At 67.6% G+C, this 16813-nt stretch carries 14 protein-coding genes and 1 pseudogene; 6 read left to right on the forward strand and 9 right to left on the reverse strand.

The features are described 5' to 3' along the window. Window positions 1-119: 119 nt before the first annotated feature. The 4 genes and pseudogenes from ACTWP6_RS28130 to ACTWP6_RS28145 all read right to left on the reverse strand — a co-directional run. Window positions 120-1531 (reverse strand): annotated as a pseudogene (locus ACTWP6_RS28130) (aldehyde dehydrogenase family protein); the annotation flags it as partial. 26 nt (window positions 1532-1557) lie between these two features. Further along, complete coding sequence (locus ACTWP6_RS28135) at window positions 1558-2694, reverse strand: aromatic ring-hydroxylating oxygenase subunit alpha (protein ID WP_260753374.1); 1137 nt, start codon at window positions 2692-2694, stop codon at window positions 1558-1560. Further along, entirely contained in the window at window positions 2691-3824 is a 1134-nt protein-coding gene (gene solA, locus ACTWP6_RS28140; protein WP_260753375.1) for an N-methyl-L-tryptophan oxidase, read from the reverse strand. The genes ACTWP6_RS28135 and solA overlap by 4 nt, the downstream gene beginning before the upstream one ends. Before the next feature lie 4 nt (window positions 3825-3828). After that, entirely contained in the window at window positions 3829-6273 is a 2445-nt protein-coding gene (locus ACTWP6_RS28145) for a GcvT family protein (protein WP_260753376.1), read from the reverse strand. A 289-nt stretch (window positions 6274-6562) separates the two neighbouring features. Between ACTWP6_RS28145 and ACTWP6_RS28150 the strand changes: the two genes are divergently transcribed. Then, the gene (locus ACTWP6_RS28150; RefSeq protein WP_260753378.1) at window positions 6563-7090 is read left to right on the forward strand and encodes a hypothetical protein; all 528 of its coding nucleotides are present in this window, start codon (window positions 6563-6565) and stop codon (window positions 7088-7090) included. On the opposite strand, the gene prcA is transcribed toward ACTWP6_RS28150, so the two are convergent. The 4 genes from prcA to dop all read right to left on the reverse strand — a co-directional run bounded on the left by prcA (window position 7087) and on the right by dop (window position 10565). Beyond that, entirely contained in the window at window positions 7087-7842 is a 756-nt protein-coding gene (prcA, locus tag ACTWP6_RS28155; protein WP_260753380.1) for a proteasome subunit alpha, read from the reverse strand. The two genes, ACTWP6_RS28150 and prcA, sit on opposite strands and share 4 nt — an antisense overlap. After that, window positions 7839-8771: a proteasome subunit beta gene (gene prcB, locus ACTWP6_RS28160; RefSeq protein WP_396884557.1), complete on the reverse strand. Its 933-nt coding sequence runs from the start codon at window positions 8769-8771 to the stop codon at window positions 7839-7841. Before prcB ends, prcA begins: the two co-directional genes overlap by 4 nt. Then, the gene (locus ACTWP6_RS28165) at window positions 8768-8962 is read right to left on the reverse strand and encodes a ubiquitin-like protein Pup (protein WP_260753385.1); all 195 of its coding nucleotides are present in this window, start codon (window positions 8960-8962) and stop codon (window positions 8768-8770) included. The genes prcB and ACTWP6_RS28165 overlap by 4 nt, the downstream gene beginning before the upstream one ends. A 94-nt stretch (window positions 8963-9056) precedes the next feature. After that, a complete protein-coding gene (gene dop / locus ACTWP6_RS28170) occupies window positions 9057-10565 on the reverse strand; it encodes a depupylase/deamidase Dop (RefSeq protein WP_260753386.1) in 1509 nt (502 codons plus the stop codon). Between the two features lie 93 nt (window positions 10566-10658). On the opposite strand from dop, the gene ACTWP6_RS28175 reads away from it, so the two are divergent. From ACTWP6_RS28175 to ACTWP6_RS28185, 3 genes are all read left to right on the forward strand, one after another. Beyond that, window positions 10659-11804: a hypothetical protein gene (locus ACTWP6_RS28175; protein ID WP_260753387.1), complete on the forward strand. Its 1146-nt coding sequence runs from the start codon at window positions 10659-10661 to the stop codon at window positions 11802-11804. Window positions 11805-11913: 109 nt separating this feature from the next. Further along, complete coding sequence (locus tag ACTWP6_RS28180) at window positions 11914-13056, forward strand: hypothetical protein (protein WP_260758148.1); 1143 nt, start codon at window positions 11914-11916, stop codon at window positions 13054-13056. 3 nt (window positions 13057-13059) lie between these two features. Continuing rightward, window positions 13060-13668 carry a hypothetical protein gene (locus ACTWP6_RS28185; protein WP_443189411.1) on the forward strand — a complete coding sequence of 203 codons (609 nt, stop codon included), beginning with the start codon at window positions 13060-13062 and terminating at the stop codon, window positions 13666-13668. Window positions 13669-13705: 37 nt separating this feature from the next. On the opposite strand, the gene arc is transcribed toward ACTWP6_RS28185, so the two are convergent. Beyond that, window positions 13706-15544, reverse strand: coding sequence for a proteasome ATPase (gene arc, locus ACTWP6_RS28190; RefSeq protein WP_260753389.1), 1839 nt, complete (start codon window positions 15542-15544; stop codon window positions 13706-13708). A gap of 146 nt (window positions 15545-15690) precedes the next feature. Between arc and ACTWP6_RS28195 the strand changes: the two genes are divergently transcribed. Next, entirely contained in the window at window positions 15691-16191 is a 501-nt protein-coding gene (locus ACTWP6_RS28195; protein WP_260753390.1) for a hypothetical protein, read from the forward strand. Continuing rightward, window positions 16188-16730, forward strand: a complete 543-nt coding sequence (locus tag ACTWP6_RS28200; protein WP_443189412.1) for a hypothetical protein — start codon at window positions 16188-16190, stop codon at window positions 16728-16730. Before ACTWP6_RS28195 ends, ACTWP6_RS28200 begins: the two co-directional genes overlap by 4 nt. Window positions 16731-16813: the final 83 nt, after the last annotated feature.

Consider the following 16813-nt stretch of genomic DNA (forward strand, 5'->3'; position numbering starts at 1 on the left):
CTTCACCTACGGAGTGCCTTCCCGCTTTGTGAACATGGACCCTAGACAAGTCACATTTTCTCAAACAGGACAGGCACTTCCGTGCATTACAGGTCGTGTCAACAGCCTATTTCACGAAACGTCGAGGCTAGCTCCCGACCGTTGCCCGACCTGCCGAATCCGCCCCATTCCGCCGAGGCGGTGTAGTAGCCGAAGTCGTTGAGCCACACCGTGCCGTGCCGCAGTGCCCGCACTACACGTTCGCCCCGCGCCGGGTCCGAGGTCCGGACGCCGGCGGCAAGACCGTACTCCGTGTCGTTGCCGAGAGCGATCGCCTCGTCCTCGGTGGTGAACCGCTCGACCGCGTCAGTATCGGGCCGAACGTCTCCTCGGCCACGATCCGCATCGACCGCTCACAGCCGTCGAAGATGGTGGGCAGGAAGAAATACCCGTCGGCCAGCGCGGGTTCGTCCGGCCGACGCCCGCCGCACACCAGTCGGGCACCTTCGGAAATTCCCAGTTGCACATAGGATTCCACCTTCGTACGGTGCTGCTCGGACACCAATGGTCCGGTCTCGCTGGCCGGGTCCAGCCCGTCCCCCATCCGGATCTTCCCGGCCCGCGCGGCGACTGCGGCGACGAAGTCGTCGGCGATGGACTCTTCGACGATCAACCGTGTGCCCGCCGAGCAGACCTGACCCGAATGCAGGAACACCCCGGTCAGGACGTGGTCGACCGCTGCGTCCCATCCCGAATCCCCGATGTCGGCGAACACGATGTGCGGGTTCTTGCCGCCGAGCTCAAGAGCGACTTTGGTGACGTGCTCGGCGGCGGCCCTGGCGATGGCGCGTCCGGTGGCCAGTCCCCCAGTGAACGAAATGAAGTCGACGGCCGGGTTGTCGGTGAGCGCCGCGCCGAGCCTGGCGCCGCTGCCCTGCACCAGGTTCACCACCCCGGGCGGCACCCCGGCCTCGGCGAGCAGCCGGACGAACGCGATCGTGGTCAGCGGCGTGACCTCGCTCGGTTTGGCGACCATCGTGGCGCCCGCCGCCAGGGCCGGGGCCACCTTCCACGACATCTGCAGCAGCGGATAGTTCCACGGGGCGATGAGCACGCACACCCCGATCGGTTCACGCACCACGCGACTGACCACTGCAGGGTCGCCGACGTCGACGACGCGGTCGGATTCGACGCCGATCAGCTTGGCGTAGTACCGGAAAACCGAGGTCACGTCGTCGATGTCGATGCGGCTCTCGGCCAGCGTCTTGCCGGTGTCGACGGTCTCCAGCGCGGCCAGTTCCTCCTTGTCACGCTGCAGCAGGTCGGCAACACGGTCGAGCAGTGCGGCACGTTCGGTCACCGGGGTGCCCGGCCAGCGGCCGTCGTCGAACGCCGTCCTGGCGGCCTCGACCGCAGCGCAGGCGTCCTCGGGGGTGGCTTCGTCGACGACCGCGGCGACCTTGCCGCGGGCGGGGTTGATGATCTCGCGCGTGCCGCCGTCGGAGGCGTGCCGCCAGGCGCCGCCGATGTACAGGTCGGGTTGGCCGTCCATGACCTACCGGAGCCCTCTCGTCGTGTCTACAACGCAGCCGCCAGCCGGGACACTACCCACGAATGGAACTCCGCGAGGTGGTGTTCGGCGGGAACGAGTACCCCGCCGTCGCGGTAGGCACGCGAGGACATCGCCGGTTGGGTCCGCTCGCAGGCCTCGAAGTCCTGGAGGTTGACCCGGTGGAACAGTTCCACGGAGTTCGACACGTCGCGCGCCGAGCCCACGACGTCACCGGTGTAGAGCCAGTCGCACTCCACCACCGTGCGGTCGGGTGCGACCGGGTACATGCGGTGGAAGATGACGTGGTCTGGCACCAGGTTGAGGAACACCGTGGGTTTGACGGTGATCGCGAAATAGCGCCGGTCCTGCTCGTCGCTGATGCCGGGCAGCCGGTCGAAGCCCGCCCCACCGTCGACGGTGAACCCGGCCACCCCGGAGCCGAACTGCGCGCCGAGGCCGATGTTCGCCTGTGCCGCGACGCCGCGGGCGAACTCCGGCAGCACCCCGACCAGTTCGGGATGGATGGTGCTGCAGTGATAGCACTCCATGAAGTTCTCGACGATGAGCTTCCAGTTGGCGGCCACGTCATAGACGACGCGGTGCCCGACGTCCAGTCCGCCGATGCCGTAGCGGTTGACCGCGTCGGGATCTCCGAGAGTCCTGGCGGCCTCGGCCATCACGTCCTCGAACGGTGGCGGGGTGTCGGCCAGGCACACCCAGGCGTAGCCGAGCCACTCGGTCAGCGCCACCGGCACCAGGCCGTAGCGGTACCGGTCGATCGGTGCGCCCTCGTCGTCGGTCAGGGTGCCGATGTTGGGCGCGGCGACGAGCTTGCCGTCCAGCGCGTAGGTCCACGAGTGGTACGGGCAGCGCAGGGTGCGTTTCACCTCGCCCTCGGCCTCGACGCACAACTGTGCGCCGCGGTGACGGCACACGTTCAGGAACGCCCGCAACAGCCCGTCGCGGCCGCGCACCAGCAACACGCTCTCGCGCCCGACCTGGATCTTCTTGAACCGGCCGGGGTCCGCGAGGTCGGCCGACCGGGCGGCGCAGAACCACATGGCCTCGAAGATGTGCTCCTGCTCGGCGGCGAACACCTCGGCACTGGTGTAGTAGCGGCCGCCGAGGGTGGACAGCAGTGCGGGCGCCAGTTTTGCGGTCATGCGGTCACCAATCTGCGGGGGTCGAACAGCGAGATCGGGTGCGCCGTCGCACCGGAGAGGGCGAGGTCGGCCAGGATCTCCCCCACCACGGGCACGAACTTGAAGCCGTGCCCGGAGAATCCGCACGCCACCGTCACGTTCACGGTGTCGGGGTGGCGGGCGATCACAAAGTGCTGGTCGGGGGTGTTGGAGTACATGCAAGTGGCCGAATGCAGGCACGGGCCGTCCAGCTTGGGGATCAGTTCTGCTGCGCGGGTGCGCATCTCGTGAATCTCGCGTTCACCCACGGTGCGGTCGATGGTCTCCGGTGTGCACTCCACACCCTTGCGGAAGAACGCGACCTTGACCCCGCCGCGCGGTCCGTCGATGGCCGGAAAGCCGTAGCTCTGCATGCCGGAGCTGTCCTCGTCGATGAAGATCGGATGATCTTCGAACGCGGCGGTGCCGCCGATGGGGTCAAGCCAGTAGAGCACTTGGCGTTCCACGGTGATCGGAATGCCGAACTGGGCGAGCAGTTGCGGGGCCCACGCGCCGGGACAGATCACCAGTTGACCCGCGGTGTACACACCGGCGGCGGTGCGCACCGTGACCCCGTCCGGGGTCGCGCTCCAGTCGGCCACCTCCTCGCCGAAACGCAGGGTGGCGCCCGCGTTGCCGGCCAGATCGAGGTGAGCCTGCACGGTCAGCTCAGGGCGGGCGAAACCGGCCTTCGCCTCGTAGAGCGCGATGTCGCCCGCGTCGGGGGTGAAGTTCGGAAACCGCGAACGGATCTCGTGTTCGTCCAGAAGCTCGTGAGGCAGGCCCCACTGTCGGCTCGCCCGTAAGCTGCCTGCGACTGTCAGGCTGTCCGGGGGACCGATGAACAGCCCACCGGTGAGGCGGAACACATCGCGACCGCTGTCGCGGGCCAGCTGCTCCCACAGTTCATAGGCGCGCAGCAGCAGTGGGACATAGGCCGGATCCTCGAAATAGGACTGCCGGATGATGCGCGACCCGCCGTGGCTGGAGCCCCGGTCGTGGGCGGGCCCGAACTTCTCCAGTCCGAGGACCCGCTGTCCACGCGCCGCCAGATGGTAGGCCGCGGCACTGCCCATCCCACCCAGACCGATCACGATGACGTCGAAAGCCATTGCTTTACCTTCTGATCCGAGCCATCGTCGGGTCCACGACGGGTTCGGCGCAGACGGCGGCAGCATGCCTGGTGCCGTGGTAGTCGACGGTGACGGCGGTGCCGACACCGGCGTGGGCGGGCAGCCACGCGTAGGCCAGGGTGCGACCGACGGTCGCGGAGTAGCCTGCGCTGGTCACATAGCCCGCGGGGATGTCGTCGACGAATACCGGTTCCTTGCCTAGCACGGCTGCGTCGGGATCATCGAACACGATGGTGCGCAACACCTTCTGTGGTACGGACGCCTGCTCAAGGGCAACCCTGCCGACGAAGCCGCCGGGCTTGTCCATCCGCACCGCGAAGTCCAGCCCCGCCGCGGCGGGCAGGTGTTCGGCGGTCATGTCGGTGCCCCAGCTGCGGTAGCCCTTCTCGATGCGCAGGCTGTTGAACGCGATCCGCCCGGCCGCGATGATGCCGTGCGGCGCGCCGGCCGTGGCGAGCAGATCCCACAGCGCGGCACCGTATTCGGCGCTGGTGTAGATCTCCCAGCCCAGCTCGCCGACATAGGAGACGCGCAGCATGGTGACCGGGATCGCGTCGAGGTGGGTGTGTAAGGCGCGAAAGTACTTGAACGCTTCGTGGGACACGTCGTCGGGGCACAGCGGGGCGATGACGTTTCGGGCAGCGGGCCCCCACACGCCGACACAGCATGTGCCGCCGGTGATGTCACGCAACACGACGTCGGACGGTCGGTGACGTGAGAGCCAGTCGAAGTCCATCGGGGAGTTCGCGCCGACCTGGAAGGTGTCCCGGGCCAGCCGGGTGACCGTGAGATCGCTCCGGACGCCGCCGTTGTCGTCGAGCATCAGGGTGTAGGTGACCGATCCGACGCTCTTGTCGACGTTGTTGGTGGTCATCCGCTGCAGGAATTCGGCGGCTCCGGGGCCGGACACCTCATAGCGGGTCAGCGGGGTCATGTCGTACATCGCGACGTGTTCACGGGTCCAGTGCGCCTCGGCGATCGAGATCGGTGACCAGAACTTCGCGGCCCACTCGTCGCGGCGCGGCACCGGCAGGCCGTCGTCGAACAGACGCTGTGCCAGTGCGGCATTGGCCTCGAACCAGGCCGGCCGCTCCCAGCCGCCACCCTCGTAGAAGTACGCGCCGAGCCCGCTGTGCCGGGCGTGGAACGGGCTGGTGCGCAGGCCGCGCAGCGCGGTGCGGTACTGGTGCGGGTGGATGACGTCGTAGACCTCGACGAACGCCTGCGAACTGGTCTGCATGACGAACTTCGGGCTGCGGGCGACCTCTTCGAACCGGTACAGGTCGCATTCGTGGGTGTCGATCGACGGAACGCCGTCGATGATCCATTCGGCCGTCGCCTTGGCCACCCCGGCCGAATGGGTCACCCACACCGCTTCGGCCACCCAGAATCCGGGGAGTTCGCGGTGTTCGCCCATCAGGGAGAATCCGTCGGGGGTGAACGAGAAGATCCCGTTGAAGGCCTCTTCGACCTTCGAATCCTGCAGTGCCGGAATCAAATCGGCGGCAGCGCGCCAGGCGGGCGCGAAGTCCTCCTCAGTGAACGGCATCATCGATGGCATCGGCTCGCCCGCGGTGTCGGCGAGCAGGGTGGACATGTCCACCGGCATCGGCTTGTGGCGGTAGGACCCGATCCCGAGCCGGTCGACGTGTTCGCGGAAGTAGAGGTCCTGATCCTGGTGCCGCAGAATCGGAAGGCCGGCCTCGGCGAGTTCGCTGTTGCGGCCGACGAGTTGGGCGATCTGGCCGGTGCGGGCGTACTGGTGGGCCATCGGCACCAGCGGCAGTACCAGCCCGACCTGACGGGCCAGCTGGGCGCCCCAGAAGCCGGCGGCACACACCACGATGTCGGCGGCGAGCACGCCGTCGGCGGTGCGCACTCCGGTCACCCGGCGCCCGTCGTCGACGATGCCGAGCACCTCGGTGTGGGGGCGAAAGGTGGCGCCGCGGGATTCGGCGCGACGGGCCTGGGCCTCGGCCGCTCGCAGGGCCTTGGCCAGCCCGTCTGCGGGGGTGTGGAAGCCGCCGAGGATGCGATCGCGGTCGATGAGCGGGTGCAGTCGCACGCAGTCGGACGGGGTCAGCAGGTGGCCTTCGATGCCCCAAGACCGGGCCCAGCCGGCCTTGCGGTGCAGGTCGGACCAGCGTTGTGCGGTGGTGGCCACCTCCAGCCCGCCGACCGGGTTGAAGGCCCAGCCCTCGGGGTGCTGTAGCGTGCGGAACTTCTCGACGGTGTACCGCGCGAATTCGGTCATGGTCTTGGACGGGTTGGTCTGGAACACCAGGCCGGGCGCGTGCGAGGTGGAACCGCCGGTGGCGAACAACGGTCCGCGGTCGACGACGGTGACAGCGGTCCATCCCCGCCCGGTCAGTTCATCGGCCAATGACGTGCCCACGATGCCGGCCCCGATCACGACGACTTTGGGCATACGCAGACCGCTTCCACTCGAAATTAGTTGCGTATTATGCAACCCGATGCGTTATACGCAACAGATCATCCATCCTGATCGGAGCTGACGCAAGACGGACACACCTTCGGGATTCCTGTGAAGCCGCCTTGTCGGGACCGCGGGACATACTCAGCGCGACACAGGACAGCGCGACCAGGGGGCCGGGATGACGGACGATGCAGACGTGGGCGCCGACAAACTCGGGCGGGCGAACACACCTTCCGAATTTTTCGCGTCATCAAGTGATGACGCGTCAACAGATGATGACGTGCAAAATTCGACAGGCGCTCGCCCCAAGCCGTGGTGGCAGGACCATCCCGAACTCAAGGCCATCGTCGCCCAGACCCTCGCCGAACTGGAAAGCCTGCCCGAACGGACCACCCCACGCACCGCCGCGGAGCGCCGGGTCCTCGATGAGTACTTCGGCGAACCGTCAACAGATGACGACGCGTCAACAGATGATGACGTGCAAAATTCGACAGGCGCTCGCCCCAAGCCGTGGTGGCAGGACCATCCCGAACTCAAGGCCATCGTCGCCCAGACCCTCGCCGAAATCGACAGCCTGCCCGACCGGCCCCCCATCGACTATCCCGACCCCGTCCTGGAGGACGTCTTCACCGGCCAAAGCATTCGCGAACTGCGGGATGCGCGTGACGATCTCGCCCGAGCTAAAGGCCGCTACGACGACGCGGTGCTCACCGCGCGCCGACTCTGCCTGTCGTGGGGGCAGATCGGTGCGGTCCTGGGTGTCTCCCGCCAGCAGCTGCACCGGCGGTACCGCGACGCCGCGGACTAACCCTCGGCGTCGCCCGCTTCTGCCGCGCTCTCGTCGCCGCTGCCCGAATCAGGCTGCGGCAGCAGCGCTTCCAGCGCCGAGCCGGTGATTCGGCGGAAGGCCCGGCGCGGCCGGTTGGTATCCAGGATCGCGACCTCCAGCGTGGCGGGCCCGAGAGTACGCGGTTCGGCACCGTTGCCGCCGGCGCCGAGAGCCTTGACCGCGATCGAGACCGCGTCGGCCAGGCTCATGTTCTCCGAGTAGGACTCGTTGAGCGCGGCCGAGATTGGCTCGGTGGTCCCGCCCATCACCACGAAGTGTGGTTCGTCGGCGATCGAGCCGTCGTAGGTGATGCGGTACAGCTCAGGCGCTTTCGTCTCGCCGTAGTGGGCGACCTCGGCCACACACAACTCCACCTCGTAGGGCTTGGCCTGCTCGGTGAAGATCGTGCCGAGGGTCTGGGCGTACACGTTGGCCAACTGGCGGCCGGTGACGTCGCGGCGCGAGTAGGCGTATCCCTGGGTATCGGCGAAGCGGATCCCGCCGCTGCGCAGGTTGTTGAACTCGTTGAACCGGCCCACGGCGGCGAAACCGACCCGGTCGTAGAGTTCGCTGACCTTCTGCAAGGACCGCGACGGGTTTTCCGCCACGAACAACACCCCGTCGGCGTAGGCGAGCGCGATCACGCTGCGGCCGCGGGCGATGCCCTTGCGTGCGAGCTCGGACCGCTCGCGCATCGCCTGCTCGGGCGAGATGAAATACGGGAAGCTCACAGCTCGTCACCTCGAGTGGGCCGGGCGTCGTGGCCGAAAGTATCTGTCCGCGAACGATTCTCGATGATCTCGCGGCACACCCCGGCAATCCTCTCCTCCGGCACCTCGTGGGCACCGTCGGCACCGATGATCACCGCGGTCGGGTAGATGCCCCGCACCAGGTCCGGCCCGCCGGTCGCCGAATCATCGTCGGCGGCGTCGTAGAGCGCCTCGACGGCGACCCGCAGTGCCGAGTCGGCATCGGAGACCTGCGAGTACAGCTTTTTCATCGAGGACTTCGCGAAGATCGACCCCGAGCCCACCGACTGGTAACCCTCCTCCTCGAAGTTCCATCCACCTGCGGCGTCGAAGGACACGATTCGACCTGCGGCTTCGGAATTCGGGTCGTCGAGGTCGTAGCCGGCCAGTAGCGGCAGTGCCACGAAACCCTGCAGGGCGGCACCGAGGTTGCCGCGCACCATGGTCGCGAGCCGGTTCACCTTGCCCGGGAACGTCAGCGGGACGCCTTCGAGCTTCTCGTAGTGCTCGAGTTCCACCGCGTACAGCCGGGCGAACTCGACCGCGATCGCGGCGGTGCCCGCGATGCCGGTGACGGTGTAGTCGTCGGTGATGTAGACCTTCTGCACGTCCCGGCTGGCGATCATGTTGCCCTGGGTGGCGCGCCGGTCCCCGGCCATCACCACACCGCCGGGGTACTTCAGCGCGACAATCGTGGTGCCGTGCGGCACGGATTCGGTCGGCAGTCCGCTCAGTCCCGGTCCACCACTGCCGGGCAGCAGATGCGGCGCCTGATGGCGCAGAAAGTCCGAGAACGACGACAGGTTCACCCCGCCGTGGGACCGACTGATCGGCATGGCAGAAAAAGCAGGGTATGCGCCGGACAGTGGGGACGACGGGGAGGCCGAGTTATCGCGCTCCGGCCAGGTCACTGTCCACCCTTCTGCACGTACGCTCGCACGAAGTCCTCGGCGTTCTCCTCCAGGACGTCGTCGATCTCGTCCAGCAGGTCGTCGGTCTCGTCGGTCAGCTTCTCGCGGCGCTCCTGCCCGGCGGCCGTGCTGCCGGGGAGGTCGTCGTCTTCGCCGCCTCCGCCGCCACGCTTGGTCTGCTCCTGAGCCATCGCTGCCTCCTGCGTAAGTTGCGGGCACCCAACCACACGCCCGTCGGTTTCTCTACCCTACCGGTCGGATCTCGGTTTGCCCGGGATAGCCCGATCAGGTGGTGAGCTGTTCGACCAGTTCGACGGCGCTGTCGACGGAATCCAGCAGCGCCCCGACGTGGGCCTTGCTGCCCCGCAGCGGCTCCAGGGTGGGAATCCGCACCAGCGAATCACCCCCCAGATCGAAGATCACCGAATCCCAGCTCGCCGCGGCGATGTCGGCACCGAACCGCCGCAGGCACTCGCCGCGGAAGTAGGCGCGGGTGTCGGTGGGCGGGTTGTCGACGGCGTCGAGCACCTGCTGTTCGGTGACCAGACGCTTCATCGAACCGCGCGCCACCAGCCGGTTGTACAGACCCTTGTCCAACCGCACATCCGAGTACTGCAGGTCGACCAGATGCAGCCGCGGCGCGCTCCAGCCGAGGTTCTCCCGGTTACGGAACCCTTCGAGCAGGCGCAGCTTGGCCGGCCAGTCCAGCAGGTCGGCGCACTCCATCGGGTCCCGCTCGAGAAGATCGAGCACGTGCGCCCAGGTCTCCAGCACGTGGTCGGCGCGCGGATCGGGGTCGCGGCTGTCGACGAGCTTGGCGACCCGGTCGAGATAGATGCGTTGCAGCGCCAGACCCGTCAGTTCGCGGCCGTCGGCCAGCGCCACGGTGGCGCGCAGCGACGGATCCCGGGACAGCACGTGCACGGCGTGCACCGGGCGGGCCAACGCCAGGTCGGACAGATCGATCCCGATCTGGTGACCGTCCTCGATCAGGTCGAGCACCAGCGAGGTGGCGCCGAGCTTGAGGTAGGTCGACGTCTCGGCGAGGTTGGCGTCACCGATGATGACGTGCAGCCTGCGGTACTTGTCGGCGTCGGCGTGCGGCTCGTCGCGGGTGTTGATGATGCCGCGTTTGAGCGTGGTCTCCAGACCGACCTCGACCTCGATGTAGTCGGCGCGCTGGGAAAGCTGGAAGCCGGGCTCGTCCCCGGACGGTCCGATGCCGACCCGGCCGGACCCGGTGACCACCTGCCTCGACACCAGGAACGGCGTCAGACCCGCGATCACCGCCGAGAACGGCGTCTGGCGGCTCATCAGGTAGTTCTCGTGGGAACCATAGGACGCGCCCTTGCCGTCGACGTTGTTCTTGTACAGCTGCAATTTGGCCGCGCCGGGCACGCTGGCCACGTGCCGGGCGGCGGCCTCCATCACCCGCTCACCGGCCTTGTCCCAGATCACGGCGTCCATCGGATCGGTGCACTCCGGTGCCGAGTACTCGGGGTGGGCATGGTCGACGTACAGCCGGGCGCCGTTGGTCAGGATCATGTTGGCCGCGCCGACCTCGTCGGCGTCGACGATCGGCGGCGGCCCCGACGCGCGGCTCAGGTCGAATCCGCGGGCGTCGCGCAGCGGAGATTCCACCTCGTAGTCCCAGCGTGTGCGCTTGGCCCGCTGGATACCCGCGGCGGCCGCGTAGGCGAGCACTGCTTGGGTGGACGTCAGGATCGGATTCGCGGTCGGATCCGACGGCGACGAAATGCCGTATTCGACCTCTGTTCCGATGATCCGTTGCATACCGACAAGGGTAGAGGTCGGGTCACCGGCGAGCTCGGGAGCCTGTGGCGATCAGCTCCGTAGACGTGCGGCTCGTGGTGAGATCGATCCCCGATGGCTCCCACGACTGATCGACGTCTCGCGGCGGAACGCTGGTTTCTTCAGCGCGGCCTGCCCGCGGTGCTGCGCCCCGGCGTGCTGGTACAGCGGGTGTGGACCCGCTCGGCGCCCGCGTTGGCGGGATTGGCCGTGGTGATGACGTTCTCGATGTTGATCGTCGCCGCGACGGGCAAGCACACCATCGACATCGACGGCACCCCGACCCGCACAGAGTGGTTCGTGCTCGGGGTCATCCTGCTGGTGCTGCCGGCCGCGGCGCTGGTGGGCTGGCTGGTATCGCGCTCGGAGGACGTGCGCCTGCGCGCCATCGTGTCCGCCGCGTCGCTGGGCATCGCCGCGGTCGGCGGCTTCTACGGCGGCCCCAGTGCCCGCGTCCTGGTGGACCTGGTCAGCGAGATCGTGATCGTGGTGCTGATCTTCGTGTGCACCGCGACCGGAATCGGGGCCATTGTGGGCTGGGCGGTGCGCATGATGCTGGCGAACCTGGCGTCGGTGGGCAACCTGCTGCTCGGCGCGCTGCCGGTGATGCTGCTGACGGTGCTGGTGTTCTTCAATGGCCCGGTGTGGACGATGGCGTCCACGATCAGCCGGCCCCGGCTGTGGCTCGGACTGTCGTTTCTGATGCTGATCGCCGTGGCGTTCCTGCTGTCGAGCACGCTGAGCCGGATCCAGCCCATCCTCAGCCCGGACGCCAAGCGGCCCGAGGACGCCGCGCACCTGGCCGGGACGCCGTTCGAGACCATGCCGGACCGGCCGCGCCGGGTGCCGCTGTCGAAGGCCGAGCGGCTCAACGTCGGGTTCGTGCTGGCGATGTCGCAGATCGTGCAGGTGCTGACGGTGTCGGTGGTGACCGGGCTGCTGTTCTTTGTTCTCGGCCTGATCCTGATCAGCCCGGAACTGCTGGCCGCCCTGACCGACGGCGGCTCTCCCGACGGTCAACTGCTGGGCATGACCCTGCCCGTGCCCCAGGCCCTGATCCAGATCACGATGTTCCTGATCGCGCTGACGTTCATGTACCTCGCCGCCCGGGCGGTGGCCGACAAACAGTACCGCGCGCAGTTCCTCCATCCGCTGCTCGAGGAACTGCGGTTCACCCTGGTCGCAAGGGACCGATACCGCACGGTGACCGCGGACACCTGAACGGTGGGCGGTCTGTCGCTGAAGCCTCATTCCACTGGCGCCGCCGGAGATTCCGGCGCGCTGACCCCGGTTCGGGACGCCGATCACGCACAATGTGCCGGTGTCGGACATGCGGCAGGTCCACGACTGGTTCCTGCACCGCGGCTTGCCGCTGGTGCTGACCCGGCGGGTCCGTGCGCGCAAGCTCGTGCAGCGCTCCGCACCGATGGTCAGCGCGGTCGGTGCGCTGACGGCGGTCACGATGCTGTTGGCCGACGTCACCGGCGCCACCCCCGATTACGGATACGCGTTGCGGCTCAGTGGGATCGCCGTAGTGCTCGTGGCCGCCCCGTTCGCGCTGGAGGTCCTGCACCGGCTCGGCACCCGCGTCGGGGAGGCGCTGCGCCGCTGGGCCGCCGTCCTGGTGATCACGATCTTCATCGTGGTGATGCCGTTGACCGTCAGCGGCTGGTCGGGCGCAGCGGCAGCCGAAGCGCCGGTGTTCGTGCTGATCTCGCTGGGCGCGATCTGGTTGACCTACCTGGGTTTTGGGTCGATCGCGTTGTGGGCCTTCCGGTTCGCCTGGGTTCAGCTAGGGGCGCTGGGCACGCTGATGAGCCGTGCGCTGCCGCTGTTGATGCTGACGGTCGTGGTGTACTTCACCGGCGAGCTGTGGCAGCTCTCGGCGCGGATGACTCGCGAACGACTATGGCAGACAATCGGATTCTTCAGCGTGGTGGCGCTGGTGTTCATGGTGGCGACCATCCGCGACGAGGTGAGGGCACTGCGCCAGGACCGTTCGGCGCAGCAGGATCCCGCAGCGCTGCTGGCCGGTACCCCGCTGGCATCGGTGCGTGCCGACCCCGCCGACCGCAGCCCACTGTCGGCGGCCGAACAAGTCAACGTGGTCGCGGTGATGGTTGTCGCGCAGGCGATCCAGGTGGTGTTGTTCACCGCCGGGTTGTTCGCGTTCTTCCTCGCCCTCGGGGTCATCGCGATACCCTACGACATGACCGTCGTGTGGTCCGGTGAACAGACCTGCACTGTGGGCGAACCACCCTGTGCGGGAACGTGGTTCGGGGTGCACATCCCGATCCCGCAGACGGTGGTGCACACGTCGCTGTTCGTCGCGGTGCTGTCCGGGCTGTACTTCACGGTCAGCACCAGCGTCGACCCGCTCTACCGGCAGCGCTTCTTCGAACCGCTGATCGCCGACGTCGCCGTCAGCCTGGCGGGCCGCGACGCCTACCTCATGATGGAAGCGAGGAGCTAGCAGATGTCGTCATCGCAGTTGCGCGGCAAACGGTACGGCGAGGTGCTCCTGGTGAGCACCGGGCCCGACGGTCCGACGGCGACGGTGTACAACACCTATCCGCTCAACGACTGCCCGGCCGAGCTGTGGTCGCGGCTCGACCCCGCCGCACTGGCCGGCCGGCACGGCGCGACCGCCGCGCTGCTCAACGGGCCGCGCTATTGGCTGATGGATCACATTGAAAAGGACATGGGCGAGCAGCCCGAGATCGCGACGTTCGGCGGCATCGACATGGTCCGCCAAGCCACCGTCAGCCTGACGTCGATGAACCCCGCGCCCTACCTGCCCAACACCGTCGCACGCCACGCCGTCTTCGTATTCGACCGGGACAAACCGATTTTCGAGCTCGTCGACCCCGATGGGCGGCGCTGGGTGATGCAGACCTGGAGCCAGGTGGTCGATCCGACGCTGTCCTACGACGACCTGCCCGGCCTGACCACCCGCCTTCGGCTGCCCGACGGATGGTCCTATCGTGCGCGCACCCTCGACGAACAGCTGCGCATCGACACCAGTTCCCGGCCCGCCCAGGTGCTCCAGGACGATCTGACCAACAGCTACTCGCTGGTGTCCTGAGCCGCCCCGACCCGGCTGGCCTTCCCAGCCGGATCCGCTACAGGTACTGGCCGAGGTTGCTCTCGGTGTCGATCGCCCGGCTGGCGCTCGACGACTTACCGGTGACCAGCGTGCGGATGTAGACGATCCGCTCGCCCTTCTTACCCGAGATCCGGGCCCAGTCGTCCGGATTCGTGGTGTTGGGCAGATCCTCGTTCTCGGCGAACTCGTCGACGATCGAGTCGAGCAGGTGCTGGATGCGCAGACCCCTCTGCCCCGTCTCGAGCACCGACTTGATGGCGTACTTCTTGGCCCTGTCGACGACGTTCTGGATCATCGCGCCCGAGTTGAAGTCCTTGAAGTACATGACCTCTTTGTCGCCGTTGGCGTAGGTCACCTCCAGGAAGCGGTTGTCGTCGATCTCGGCGTACATCCGCTCCACGACCTTCTCGATCATGCCCTTGATGCACGCCGCGCGGTCGCCGCCGAACTCCGCGAGATCGTCGGCGTGGACCGGCAACTCCTCGGTGAGGTACTTGCTGAAGATGTCCTGCGCCGACTCGGCGTCCGGCCGCTCGATCTTGATCTTGACGTCCAGACGGCCAGGCCGCAGGATCGCCGGGTCGATCATGTCCTCGCGGTTGGAGGCGCCGATCACGATCACGTTCTCCAGCCCCTCGACGCCGTCGATCTCGCTGAGCAGCTGGGGCACCACCGTCGTCTCCACATCCGATGAGACACCGGTGCCGCGGGTGCGGAAGATCGAGTCCATCTCGTCGAAGAACACGATCACCGGCGTGCCCTCGGAGGCCTTCTCGCGGGCCCGCTGGAAAATCAGCCGGATGTGACGTTCGGTCTCACCGACGAACTTGTTCAGCAGCTCGGGGCCCTTGATGTTGAGGAAGTAGCTCTTGGCCTCGCGGGCGTCGTCGCCGCGGACTTCGGCCATCTTCTTGGCCAGCGAGTTCGCGACCGCCTTGGCGATCAGCGTCTTGCCACAGCCGGGCGGACCATAGAGCAGCACCCCCTTGGGTGGTCGCAACGAGTACTCCCGGTACAGCTCCTTGTGCAGGAACGGCAGCTCGACGGCGTCGCGGATCTGCTCGATCTGGCGGCCCAGTCCGCCGATGTCGTTGTAGCTGACGTCCGGGACCTCCTCCAGGACGAGATCTTCGACCTCGGCCTTGGGGATCCGCTCGAAGGCATACCCGGCCTTGGTGTCGACGAGCAGCGAGTCACCCGGGCGCAGCTTGCGCGGCCGGTCGTCGCCCAGGTCGTCGTCGTACCCGTCGGGCAGGTCCTCCGCGGCGACCAGCGGCTCGGCCAGCCACACGATGCGCTCTTCGTCGGCGTGGCCGACGACGAGGGCGCGATGACCGTCGGCGAGGATCTCGCGCAGGGTGCTGATCTCCCCCACGGCCTCGAAGTGCCCGGCCTCGACGACCGTCAGAGCCTCGTTCAGCCGGACGGTCTGGCCCTGCTTGAGCTCCTTGGTGTCGATGTTCGGCGAGCACGTCAGCCGCATCTTGCGGCCGGAGGTGAACACGTCGACGGTGTCGTCGTCCTGAACGGAGAGCAGCACACCGTAGCCGCTGGGCGGCTGTCCGAGGCGGTCCACCTCTTCGCGCAGGGCCAACAGCTGCTGGCGCGCTTCCTTGAGCGTGTCCATCAATTTCGCGTTGCGGGCGGCGAGCGAGTCGAGGCGGGCCTCCAGCTGATGCACGTCACGCGCGCTGCGCGCGCTCCCGGACACGCCCGCCGCGCTCTCGAGCTGTTCACGCAGGATCGCCGCCTCGCGGCGCAGTTGTTCGAGTTCTGCCGCATCTTCGCGAGACAAACGGCTGTCGGGGGATGTCCCAAAGACTTCAGAGGCCTCAGAACGCTCGGACTCACTCATGTTGCGCTCCCTTCCCACACCGGAAGTTGGTGCAGTAACAACTTCAAAGCTACCGGCGATTCAGACATTGTGTGCGGTGTAGGAATTCGACACACCAGCACCACTGTTAGCCTTTCTTGATCAGTCGGCCGAACGGAAGGACAGCCGTGACCCTGAAAACCCTCGTCACCAGCGTGACCGCTGGAGCAGCAGCCGCCGCGACCCTCGGTGCTGCCGCTGTGGGTGTGACCTCGATTGCTGCCGGAGCGGGAATGGCCGCGGCGTCACCCGGCGTGCTGAACGCCCCGATGCCCGCCGCACCGGCACCCGAGCTGCAGGGCGCCCTGGTGTCGACGCTGAGTGCACTGTCCGGGCCGGGTTCCTTCACCGGCGCCAAGGCCAGCTACGTCCAGGGTGGCCTGGGCCGCATCGAGGCTCGGGTGGCCGACAGCGGATACAGCAACGCCGCGGCCAAGGGCTACTTCCCGCTGAGTTTCACCATCGCCGACATCGACCGGAACGGCCCGGTGGTGACCGCCAACGTCACCGCGGCCGCACCGACGGGCGCCGTGGCGACCCAGCCGTTGACCTTCATCGCCGGGCCCAGCCCCACCGGCTGGCAGCTGTCCAAGCAGTCGGCGCTGGCCCTGATGTCCGCGGTGGGTTGATCTCTCGCACGTTCCTGGTTCGCAGCGCCGCCACATTCGTGGCGGCGCTCGGGCTTTGTGGGTGCACCCACACCGAGCACCCGGCGACCACCGCACCCCCGCCGGCCCCTTCCGCGGTCGAGTCGTCGTCGGTGCCGGCCACGCCGATCCCGGACGCCCCCGGCGGTCCACCGCTTCCCCCGCCGTCCGCGCTGACCGATGTGATGGCCCGGCTGTCGGACCCCGCGGTGCCCGGAGATCAGAAGATCACGCTGATCGAGAACGCCACCCCCGGCGAAGCCGCGGGGCTGGACCGGTTCACCGCCGCGCTGCGCGACAACGGATCCCTGCCGCTGGCGTTCGAGGCCCGTGACCTCGCCTGGTCGTCAGCGGAGCCCGGCAACGTCGTTGCCACCGTGGTGATCACCCCGGCTAATCCGCCGGGCGGGCAGTTCACCTTTCCCATGGAGTTCGCCCCGTCGGACGGCTCCTGGCAACTCACCCGGCAGACCGCCGATCGGTCAAGTCCAGGGGCGTGGTGTACGACGCCTGTCGTGTGATTCTTCGAGTTAATGGTTCAGGCGGTCAGTGCCGCGGGGGTGGCCTCCTGTTCGGTCGGGGTGTCGTTGACGGCGCGTGATTT

It is taken from the genome of Mycobacterium sp. 4D054 (assembly GCF_052245755.1).
GTDB lineage: Bacteria > Actinomycetota > Actinomycetes > Mycobacteriales > Mycobacteriaceae > Mycobacterium.

Bases quoted from the DNA above. Each gene is read 5' to 3' on its own strand.
- ACTWP6_RS28185 (WP_443189411.1), top strand. From the start codon at position 13,060: ATGTCGTCATCGCAGTTGCGCGGCAAACGGTACGGCGAGGTGCTCCTG.
- ACTWP6_RS28135 (WP_260753374.1), bottom strand. From the start codon at position 2,694: ATGACCGCAAAACTGGCGCCCGCACTGCTGTCCACCCTCGGCGGCCGC.
- dop (WP_260753386.1), bottom strand. From the start codon at position 10,565: ATGCAACGGATCATCGGAACAGAGGTCGAATACGGCATTTCGTCGCCG.
- solA (WP_260753375.1), bottom strand. From the start codon at position 3,824: ATGGCTTTCGACGTCATCGTGATCGGTCTGGGTGGGATGGGCAGTGCC.
- ACTWP6_RS28165 (WP_260753385.1), bottom strand. From the start codon at position 8,962: ATGGCTCAGGAGCAGACCAAGCGTGGCGGCGGAGGCGGCGAAGACGAC.
- ACTWP6_RS28145 (WP_260753376.1), bottom strand. From the start codon at position 6,273: ATGCCCAAAGTCGTCGTGATCGGGGCCGGCATCGTGGGCACGTCATTG.
- arc (WP_260753389.1), bottom strand. From the start codon at position 15,544: ATGAGTGAGTCCGAGCGTTCTGAGGCCTCTGAAGTCTTTGGGACATCC.
- ACTWP6_RS28175 (WP_260753387.1), top strand. From the start codon at position 10,659: ATGGCTCCCACGACTGATCGACGTCTCGCGGCGGAACGCTGGTTTCTT.
- ACTWP6_RS28180 (WP_260758148.1), top strand. From the start codon at position 11,914: ATGCGGCAGGTCCACGACTGGTTCCTGCACCGCGGCTTGCCGCTGGTG.